8 protein-coding genes and 1 pseudogene are annotated in these 9,601 nt (G+C 49.8%); 7 read left to right on the top strand and 2 right to left on the bottom strand.

Annotation, left to right across the window (positions count from 1 at the left end; translation table 11 throughout):
• Positions 1-263: 263 nt before the first annotated feature.
• Positions 264-617, top strand: a pseudogene (locus IB286_RS14825) (DUF4158 domain-containing protein); the annotation flags it as partial.
• A 40-nt stretch (positions 618-657) separates the two neighbouring features.
• The gene (locus tag IB286_RS14830) at positions 658-1,842 is read left to right on the top strand and encodes an NAD-dependent succinate-semialdehyde dehydrogenase (RefSeq protein WP_398285317.1); all 1,185 of its coding nucleotides are present in this window, start codon (positions 658-660) and stop codon (positions 1,840-1,842) included.
• 267 nt (positions 1,843-2,109) lie between these two features.
• Here IB286_RS14830 and IB286_RS14835 read toward each other — a convergent pair whose 3' ends face one another.
• Together IB286_RS14835 and IB286_RS14840 are read right to left on the bottom strand one after the other, a co-directional pair.
• Positions 2,110-3,018 carry an alpha/beta hydrolase gene (locus tag IB286_RS14835; RefSeq protein ID WP_190766899.1) on the bottom strand — a complete coding sequence of 303 codons (909 nt, stop codon included), beginning with the start codon at positions 3,016-3,018 and terminating at the stop codon, positions 2,110-2,112.
• A 318-nt stretch (positions 3,019-3,336) separates the two neighbouring features.
• A complete protein-coding gene (locus IB286_RS14840) occupies positions 3,337-3,495 on the bottom strand; it encodes a hypothetical protein (RefSeq protein ID WP_190766901.1) in 159 nt (52 codons plus the stop codon).
• Between the two features lie 158 nt (positions 3,496-3,653).
• Here IB286_RS14840 and IB286_RS14845 point away from each other — a divergent pair, with 158 nt between their 5' ends.
• From IB286_RS14845 to IB286_RS14865, 5 genes are read left to right on the top strand one after another with little or no spacing between them, the layout of a single operon-like run.
• Positions 3,654-6,134 (top strand): TonB-dependent receptor, encoded by a 2,481-nt coding sequence (locus tag IB286_RS14845; RefSeq protein WP_190766903.1) that lies wholly within the window; start codon positions 3,654-3,656, stop codon positions 6,132-6,134.
• A gap of 3 nt (positions 6,135-6,137) precedes the next feature.
• Complete coding sequence (locus IB286_RS14850) at positions 6,138-6,764, top strand: START domain-containing protein (RefSeq protein ID WP_223826449.1); 627 nt, start codon at positions 6,138-6,140, stop codon at positions 6,762-6,764.
• Positions 6,761-7,663 carry an alpha/beta hydrolase gene (locus IB286_RS14855; protein WP_190766907.1) on the top strand — a complete coding sequence of 301 codons (903 nt, stop codon included), beginning with the start codon at positions 6,761-6,763 and terminating at the stop codon, positions 7,661-7,663. Before IB286_RS14850 ends, IB286_RS14855 begins: the two co-directional genes overlap by 4 nt.
• Before the next feature lie 15 nt (positions 7,664-7,678).
• Entirely contained in the window at positions 7,679-9,184 is a 1,506-nt protein-coding gene (locus tag IB286_RS14860) for a MotA/TolQ/ExbB proton channel family protein (protein WP_190766910.1), read from the top strand.
• A 9-nt stretch (positions 9,185-9,193) separates the two neighbouring features.
• Positions 9,194-9,538, top strand: coding sequence for an ExbD/TolR family protein (locus tag IB286_RS14865; protein WP_190766912.1), 345 nt, complete (start codon positions 9,194-9,196; stop codon positions 9,536-9,538).
• The last annotated feature ends 63 nt before the right edge of the window (positions 9,539-9,601 follow it).

Here is a 9,601-nt window from a genome sequence, read left to right on the forward strand (position 1 = left end):
AGGCAAAACTCCTTGTGGCTGAGATTGATCCTGCGACCGGCGCGCGTGGCCCGGTGCCGCGGCAAATCCAGGGTGAGGTCGGCGACCCTGATCTGATCCGTCATCACCGGCACCGCACTGCGGGGTACTAGGGTTTTTCCGTCCAAAAACGACAATAATCGCCGAAAGCCCCGCCATCCGGGGCCTCCAAGAGGGGATTGCTTTTTCTGAAGTCCATATTTACACCAATTTTGGTTAAGATTTGGCCTTTTTAGGCTAAACGTATGGCATATGAAGAACGTGTTCAAATCTTGTCCGATGCAGAACAAGACGATTTTTATGGGCCCCCAATTTTCACGTCCAACGATCAACGCTTCATTTTCGCTCTGAACGACAAGGAACTGGCTGTCGCTAATAAATTCCGAAATCGTGGGCAGCGCTACATGTTTATTGTGCTGCTGGGTTATTTTAAGGCTAAACCTGTAGTGCTGAATCCTGGATTTCATCAGATAAAACATGATCTAAAGCACGTCCACGAAACGGTACTGCCAGGACCCGGCTTCAGACCGTTCAATCTCTCGCAGAAAGAAAACGAGAGGATTTACAAGCGGATATTCGAACTCTGCGAATACCAGCGCGCATAGGCTCATCCTTGAGAACCTGGAAGCCCTAGCGAGAATTTTAACTGCAGAACAGGGCAAACCCCTGTCTGAGAGTCGTACCGAAATTGCCTATGCCGCTTCTTTTGTTGAGTGGTTCTCAGAAGAAGCTAAAAGAATATATGGGGATGTAATAGCCGCTCAAAGCACCGAGCAGAGAATTCTCGTTCTCAAACAGCCCATAGGAGTCTGCGTGGCCATTACCCCCTGGAACTTCCCTGCCGCGATGATCACCCGAAAAGCCGCAGCTGCATTAGCCGCGGGCTGCACATTAGTCATTAAGCCAGCAAGCCAAACGCCACTCACTGCGTTCGCACTCTGCGAACTCGCAGTCCGTGCGGGGATTCCCCCCGGCGTTTTGTCCTGTATCACCGGCAGTGCGTCTGAAATAGGTGATGAGTTAACAACAAACCCCCTTGTAAAGAAACTCAGCTTTACGGGATCCACTGAGATCGGGAAAAAACTTCTGGCCCAGTGTGCGAGTACCGTAAAAGCCACTTCCATGGAGCTGGGTGGGAATGCGCCATTTATCGTTTTTGAAGACGCCAATCTGGATCGCGCAGTAGAAGGTGCCATTGCCTCGAAATTCAGAAACAGTGGGCAGACATGTGTCTGTAGTAATCGGTTTCTGATCCATGAAAAAGTGTATGAGCCGTTTCTAAAAAAGATGACGGCAGCAACTGCTGCCCTGCGTGTAGGGAACGGCTTTGACCCTGAGACCCAAATTGGACCACTGATCGATAAAGCTGCGGTTAAAAATATTCAGTCGATGCTTGCTGATGCCGTATCCAAAGGCGCAAAAATTCTCGTAGGCGGCAAAGCGTCATCGCTTGGAGAAACCTTTTTTGAGCCAACTGTTCTGTCCGATGCCACGCCTGATATGCAGGTCTTTCAGGAGGAGATATTCGGGCCGGTAGCCCCCATAGCAACTTTCAAGTCGGAGGCTGATGCCATTCAGCTTGCTAATAGCACGCCCTATGGGCTAGCCGCCTATTTCTATGGCCAGGATCTGAACCGGATTTTTCGCGTCGCTGAAGCACTTGAGTACGGCATGATCGGGATCAACGAAAGCCGGATTTCAACGGAAGTCGCTCCCTTTGGCGGGATCAAACAAAGTGGCCATGGCCGTGAAGGCTCTAAATACGGTATTAATGACTATATAGAGATTAAGTATCTTTGTATGGGAGGTATTAGGCATTCCTAATCGACTTCAAGATCAAATAAATCTATCTCCAGGCAAGTGAATTGCCACGGCATATCTAGCCATTCTTGAGCCGCTTCGTGTTGTAGAGCGGGATGCACGCGAGGCTGTTATCAACCCCATACCAGACGGCACGACTGAAATTCAGGAACTGCTAGCCTCCCGCTGTCTCATTGGGGTGCAGGCGTTTCGTGGAAGCGTCTGCCTGGCCATCATCTCAATGATTAACTGCTAGAGTTGCCTCAATTGGGGGGTATGTGAGTTTCGTCACTAAATTCGAGATTCAATCCATTTGAGCAAGTCTTCCTGTACCTCATCGCGATTCGTTTCATTGAGAATTTCATGACGGGCGCCCGGATACAGTTTGCAACTAACGTCTTTCAGCCCCAGGGTTAATGAATAGCGATCTGCCAATGCTTGCACGCCGTTCTCGGCCCCAACCGGATCAGCATCACCGGCTATACACAGAACCGGCAGATTTTTGGGAATCTGCGCCTCCCTTTCGGGTGCTGCGAGTTCCGTCATGGCGACCATCAGATCACGCGTCAGAGCGTTGGAGAACAGGAAACCGCACCATGGGTCATCGAGATATTTCTGTACTTCCTGTGTATCGCGACTAAGCCAGTCGAATGGGGTTGTGGACGGCTCGAACGGCTGATTCATGCCCTCAAAAAGTGCTACAAACAGATCGGAAGGCTCATTGACAGCATTGGCAGCGGCTTCTTCAGCGGCTGGCAGAACCTCAGGATCAATGATTGGGTTGCCTGTGGAGCCACACAGGATTGCACCGGCCAGTCCGTTGCCCCAATTCTGGATATAGTTTTGGGACAGAAATGAACCCATGCTGTGCCCGAACAGGAACGCCGGTATTCCCGGGTTCTCTATTTTGACGATACCCGTCAATTGGTACATATCAGCGAGAATGCCTTTCCAACTATCCGGCCCTGCAACCCCGGCCTGTGATAATTCACCAGCACTTTTCCCGTGCCCGCGATGATCACCGGCGTACACAGCGATGCCATGTTGGTTAAGATAATGTGCAAGGCGTTCATAGCGACCGGCGTGTTCACTTGCACCATGTTCAAGCTGCAGCACGGCTTTTATCGGCGTTTCGGGCGTCCATCGATAGACGAATATCGATTGGCCATCATTGTTCGTAAAGCTGAAGTGCTTCTCCATGGCAATCTCTCCTAGCGTGCTTGCATGACCGTCGCAGCATCCAGGCGGATTGTGCGATCATTCATGTAGTCATTTTCAATCAGAAATTCACAACAATGTGAGAACTCGTCCAGTCTCCTGAATGGCTTTGGCATCGTTCCCCCTCGCTCCAACTGCGGATGCATTGGCTCTACACACTCGGCCGGGCAAGGAAATGATGGGGTGCTGACGTCTAAATAACCTGACTAACCGGACAAGAAACTTGACCGATTAGCCTGCCATTTCTCTCAAACGCTAATAATTTCGGTCAAAAACCATTCAGGCTTATTGCAAGGCCACCTAGCTGGTAGTGAGGCGAACAAGTGGATCATTGCCAGCAACTTCGACAATTCCAGCCTCCTGAAAAAAGGCTTTTGCGTCGTAGCCATTAGCATCCGTGTCTTCCCAAATCGCCAAGCCATAAGCACCAATGGTGGTGCGGTCTTTCATGTCCTGCATGTGATTTAATGAAGTTGAATTACTAGCCAATCATTAACTAATTGATCCATCAAGACAAGCATAATGTCCGCTAGGTCAAGTGCTTCTCATTTCCAGACCGCAGTATAGGTAGCGAATCAGTGAGAAATTAGAACTCAACGGCGGTATAAGGAGACTATATGCCATCAACTGTAAAAATCTTTCAGTTTGAGCTTTACGCCCTTATAGGCGTATTGGCATTTGCTCTTATATCTGTTGCATATGCATCGGACGATGAATTGGAAGCTTTGCTACGGGAAGCAGAAACGACCAAGACTGAATCTGCTGAAGAAAGCACCAACCAGAATGTGACTTCAACACCTGAACAGCCCGATGTATCTACAGGCGAGGAGGTTGCTGACAAGGTAGATGAGACTCCTGCAGCAAAAAAACCCGAAGGTCTTGGCACGATCGAAGAAATTGTCGTTACTGCAACCAAGCGTGCTGAATCGGTTCGAGATCTTCCATTCAGTATTGATGCATTTACAGGGAAAGACCTTGAGGATCGCGGCGCCACTGGGCTGGAGGAAATACTGAAGTATTCACCCGGTGTTACTTTCAAGAAAGGGGGACATGCTGACAGCAGCAGCATAACTATTCGTGGCATAGGTGGTACGAGTAAATTTTTTAATCGAACCTTTGGGTTGTTTTTTCAGGACACACCATTGGTCAATCCCAGTTTGCTCGGGCCGCAACCGGATATCGATCCATTTGATATGCGAGCAGTAGAAATCCTGAAAGGCCCTCAAGGCACGTTATTCGGTGGCTCGGCGCTGGCCGGTGCCGTACGTTATGTGCCGAATACACCGGTAGTGGGTGAGTCCTCTGGTAATTTTTCCTTTGGTTACGGATCTGTGTCAGGGGCCGGGGATCCTAATCGAGCATATAGCTTGATGCACAATATTCCAGTCGGGGAGACTGTGGCACTGCGCTTGACTGGTAGTCTGCGCGAATTTGCTGGTTATGTAGATAATACTTATAGCGGTGAAGATGACATCAATAACGCTGAGACTCGTCAGTACATCATTCAGGGCCAATGGGAGCCCAGCGAAGAATGGACATTAAACCTCCTACAGCTAGATCGTAAAGCACAAAACGATGATACGTCGACAGTAGACAATGAGGGTAATGAGGATAACCGCCATGTCGTTTCAGGTAAGCGCGTGAAGGAAGACGGTTTATCAGAAGTCACTATTAATACTCTTAATCTGACTTATTCCGGATATGATCCATTTTCTGTGAACTGGTCCAGCAACCATCTGGATAAATCCGGACTGGTTCATCTGGACGTTGGGCGCCCCTACCGCGCCCAGGATATTCCCGGTGGTAAGGCTCGTCAGGAACAGGTTTTCTGGACTGATCAGATCAGCCATGAATTACGCTTGGTATCAAATGACAACACACAAAGCGACTATTGGCTGCTGGATAGCTGGAAGTATGTGGTCGGACTGTTTTATCTGGAATCCGAGCAATACTTTGAATTGGATGTTCCTGTGCCATCGGTCAGTCTGATAGATGCTGTCGATAGTCCTGAACTCTCTCCATTATCACCTTTGTTTATTGATCCCATCCGTAACCTGATTTCGGCTCTGCCAGATACTGGCGAGATAACTGCGGGTATAAATGTGCCTGCAACTTCCACTGCTAAAGAGAAGGCGCTGTATTTTGATGCTACCAAGTACATGATGAATGAGCGCCTGGAGTTAAACCTGGGTGGACGCTTTTATGATCAGAACTCGGTTGGTGTTATTCCGGTATACGTAGTTGCCCGTACTGCCGGTATTCAGGAAGTCAGCACCTTGCTTGATGAGGCATCTGCCACCCTTGAAGAATCCGGTTTTAATCCCAAAGTGGCTGTCACTTGGCATTGGAACGATAACTTCACCAATTTTGCTAGCATTGTAAAAGGATTCCGCTTCGGTGGTTTCAATACTGACCCGTATCAAACGGGTGAGCCCAATATCACATTTGAATCAGACAGCTTGTGGAATTATGAGCTGGGGCTCCGCACGACATGGCTAGGTGGTGCGATGCAATGGGATATCACTGCGTTTTACCTGAAGTGGGACAATATGCAAATCGAGGAATTCAGCTCCCTGGCTACGGCTTACATATTGAATATTGGCGGCAGTGAAAACCTTGGTGCGGAAATGAGTTTCAAGTCTGTGCTGCCCTACGGGTTCTTTGTGCTGGCCAACCTAGCCTACAGTGATGCCCGTTACACAGAATCCTTTACAACACCAAGCGGTGGTGAAGGCCACGAGGGCGATAAGCTGCCTAACTCACCTCAGTGGACTGGTTCGGCTGCATTGTCATACAACACTGCGTTGCGGGATTGGGAATTTGGTGCGGATTTGTATTACAGCTATCAGGGTGAATCCAAGAATGATTTTGAAAACAATATTCCTCTGGATGCATTTGAAACATTCGGACTGTCTTTTCGTGTAAGTAACGCCAATCTACCGATGTCACCAGAACTCAGTCTTACTGTTACTAACTTATTCGATGAGCGTGCTGCTTTATATGGGCTTTATGAAACGGTGGTCATGGTGAATCAATTTACGACCAGGGAAGTATTGCAGCCACGTATGGTTACCATGAGCATGAAATTTAATTTTTAAACGATGCCGAGACTCCTACTTTGTCTTCCTTTGGTTATAATTTTTCTGAACGCACATGCAGATCAGGTTGGTGATGGGTGGAAGTTGAAGCATGAGAATTATGGCATATCCATCTATACACGCCCAATGCCTGATTCACCCATCGACGAGATGCGAGTAGATGCGGTGATCAAGGCACCCTTGTCGAAAGTACAAGCCGTTTTGTTGGATCATGAAATGCGGCCACTGTGGGACAGGCTTTGCCGGTATGCCAAGAAATTTGAGGCTGGGGATTCAGCGAATTTACTCGAATTGTATTATGACTTTCCTTGGCCTCTAAGTGATCGGGATGTGCTTTTGCGTGTCGATATCAGTCAAACGGAAGATCATGGCCGAATAGAATTTATAGCCGAAAATGAAATTTTACCGCTCAAGGAGGGTGTGGTTCGTATCCATCATGCGAAGACAGTTTGGGAATTGTATGCCGTCAATGACCACAGCACACAATTGAGGGCCGAAGCTCACTCCGAACCTAATGGACCGATTCCAGCCTGGTTAATCAATAAACTGTCTGTAACCCAACCCATTGAAAACATACAGGCCTTACGAACATTGAGCGCCACTTCTAGTGACAACGGGGTAATGCCATGAGTCTGCGTGCACGATTTATTAATTTCTTGCTTAGTCGATTTTCCAAGCCATTGTGGAAAAAAATGGATTCAGTGGCTGACTACCGAAAGATGCTGCTGGGCATTGAACGTTGGGTATATGGTGCACTTCCTCGTGGAACAAGTATGAGCGAGGTCAATGCTGGCGGTGTGCCGGCGCATTGGTTACGCCGTGAGGACTCTGTGCCGGGGCGGGTGTTGTTTTATATCCATGGCGGAGGTTTTTGCACCCATACGCCCAAGCTTTATGCTCGATTCGCTGCGGATCTTGGGCGAAGGCTCAACGCAGATGTGTTGTTGGTAGATTATCGACTTGCTCCTGAACATCCATTTCCTGCAGCTCCGGACGATACTCTTGCTGCATGGCGTTGGCTGTGCGAGCAATCGACGGACGGGGCCGCGCAACGTTTGATAGCTGGTGATTCTGCTGGTGCCAACCTTGCATTGGTTACTGTGTTGCAGGCTAAAGATGTTGAATTACCTCTGCCTGATGCCGGTTGGATTATTTCTCCTGCAGTTGATTGCGACTGGTCTCACGATGATTACTCATTCTTGCAAAATGATTGTGTGAGCTTTAGTACTGATACATTTCGTATTATCGATGTTTACTTCGGTGATGCTGATCGTGGGGATTATCGAATATCTCCGATTACTGGCGACCTTTCTGGGTTGCCGCCAATGCTTATCGAGGCAGGCACACGGGAAATGTTCCGTAAGCACCCTGAGACTTTTGCTACTAATGCGGAGCGTGCAGGTAGTCATGTTGAAACCAAATTGTGGGAGGGTATGCCACACTGCTTTCAGACACTGGAAATCCTTCCAGAAGCACAGCGAGCCAGGGTTGAGGCCACCGAATTTTTACTCAAAAAGTTCGCTAAGTGACCGGCTGTTACAGGGATGACTTATCGGTATCTTATTGCAGGAATGCTCGGGCTAGTTTTATATGTGTTGACGAGCGTGCATGCTCAGGCCCAAAGTGAAGCAGCAACCTCTGAACCCGCAACCACCGAAAAGTCTTCTCAAACCGAATCCTCAAATCAAGACGTTAGCCTCGATGCCGTCCTCTCTGCAGTAAAGGCTGACCTGGAAAAATCTAAAGCCAGGCTCAAGGCCCGCGAATCAGAATTTACCGAGCGTCGTGATACTGCCAAAAATCGCATGAACAAGGCGATTGCCAAAATGCAGGCGCTGGAAGCAGAAGGCCGCAGGCTGGAAGGTAACTTTGAATCCAATCGAGTTGAGCTGGACGACAAGGCTCGTCTGCTCAAAGAAAAGCTGGGGGCATTAAAAGAGCTCTTTGGTGTATTCCAGCAGAATGCTTCTGATCTGATCGGCTCATTTAATGGGTCGCCCACAAGTATTCAGTATCCGGCTCGTGATGAGTGGCTGGAAGGCTTTGCCAACCGCATGAAAAATGCCTCCGAGGTGTCGTCTGTTGATGACATCATGGGGCTCTGGTTTGAAATGCAGCGCGAGATCACATCGTCAGGAGATATTGTGCCGCTGCGTGCACCTGTAGTGACTACCGATGGCAAGTCCAGGGAACGCGATTTTGTCCGAGTGGGCACTTTTAGCCTGATCACGGCAACCCCCAAACCCGGCTACCTGTACTGGTCGGCTGCCGGCCAGGAAGTGGTTGAACTCCCGCGTCAACCTGTCGGCAGTTACCCAGCCGATATAGATGCTTATCTTTCAGAGGGTAAGGGTCTGAATACGCTCAGCGTGGACCCCACTGGCGGCACACTGATGTCACTGCTGATACAGAAGCCCACTCTCACTGAACGCGTCAATCAGGGTGGCCTGGTGGGCTACATCATCCTGATACTAGGATCAATTGCCTTGCTGCTAGCGGTATACAAGTTTCTGGAAATCAGCAGCATCACTTCCCGCGTGCACGCCCAGCAGTCAGACCTCAATAACCTGCGTCCCAATAACGTGCTGGGGCAGCTGCTGATTACCTATCATGAGAATCGTCACGTCGATTCTGAAACCCTGGAAATGCGTCTGCATGAGACGGTTGAGAAGGCCCGTCTATATGTGAACCGCTTCACAGTGTTCCTGAAGATCATTGCCGCGGTGTCCCCGCTGCTGGGTCTGCTCGGCACCGTGGTGGGCATGATCAATACCTTCCAGGCCATCACGCTGTATGGCACGGGTGATCCCCAGACCATGGCCGGCGGGATTTCGCAGGCCCTGATCACCACCGTGCTAGGTCTTATTGTGGCTGTACCGGCGGTACTGATGCATGCCTTGGTCAGTGGTCGCGGCAAGGGTGTCATGAATATTCTGCATCAGCATACGGCCGCGATCCTGGGCGACCAGATGCAGGCGCAGGAGTTGGTGTCTTCACGTGCTGAGCCCCCGCAGGGTTCAGGCCCGGTGCCTAAGTCGGCACCAGCCTAGGGGAAGAGGATGAGTAACTTTCTGACAGACAACGATGTCGCCGAGGGTGATGAGGGTATCGACCTGACGCCCATGCTGGATGTGGTCTTTATTATGCTGATCTTCTTCATCGTGACCGCTACTTTTATCAAGGAGGCCGGCATTGATGTTGAGCGTCCGCTGGCCACCACGGCGGAACGACAGGACCTGGCGAATATCCTGATCGCGATTACCGAAGGCGATGACATCTGGATTGACGGCAGCAAGGTTGATGAACGCGACCTGGCAGCCATTATCAAGCGCCTACACCTGGAAACGTATAGGAAGAATAAACGCCCTTTTCACCCAAGTCCAACAGCTTTGGACCGCAGTTGACTCTTTCGACACCCCTGCGATGCAACCCAATCCGGCTGACGGGGAGCCAGCAACGCTGAAAAT

This window comes from Spongiibacter pelagi (genome assembly GCF_014705705.1).
Classification (GTDB): domain Bacteria; phylum Pseudomonadota; class Gammaproteobacteria; order Pseudomonadales; family Spongiibacteraceae; genus Spongiibacter; species Spongiibacter pelagi.

Coding starts and splice junctions, on each gene's coding strand:
- IB286_RS14835 (WP_190766899.1), bottom strand. CDS start 3,018: ATGGAGAAGCACTTCAGCTTTACGAACAATGATGGCCAATCGATATTC.
- IB286_RS14840 (WP_190766901.1), bottom strand. CDS start 3,495: ATGCAGGACATGAAAGACCGCACCACCATTGGTGCTTATGGCTTGGCG.
- IB286_RS14845 (WP_190766903.1), top strand. CDS start 3,654: ATGCCATCAACTGTAAAAATCTTTCAGTTTGAGCTTTACGCCCTTATA.
- IB286_RS14850 (WP_223826449.1), top strand. CDS start 6,138: ATGCCGAGACTCCTACTTTGTCTTCCTTTGGTTATAATTTTTCTGAAC.
- IB286_RS14855 (WP_190766907.1), top strand. CDS start 6,761: ATGAGTCTGCGTGCACGATTTATTAATTTCTTGCTTAGTCGATTTTCC.
- IB286_RS14860 (WP_190766910.1), top strand. CDS start 7,679: ATGACTTATCGGTATCTTATTGCAGGAATGCTCGGGCTAGTTTTATAT.
- IB286_RS14865 (WP_190766912.1), top strand. CDS start 9,194: ATGAGTAACTTTCTGACAGACAACGATGTCGCCGAGGGTGATGAGGGT.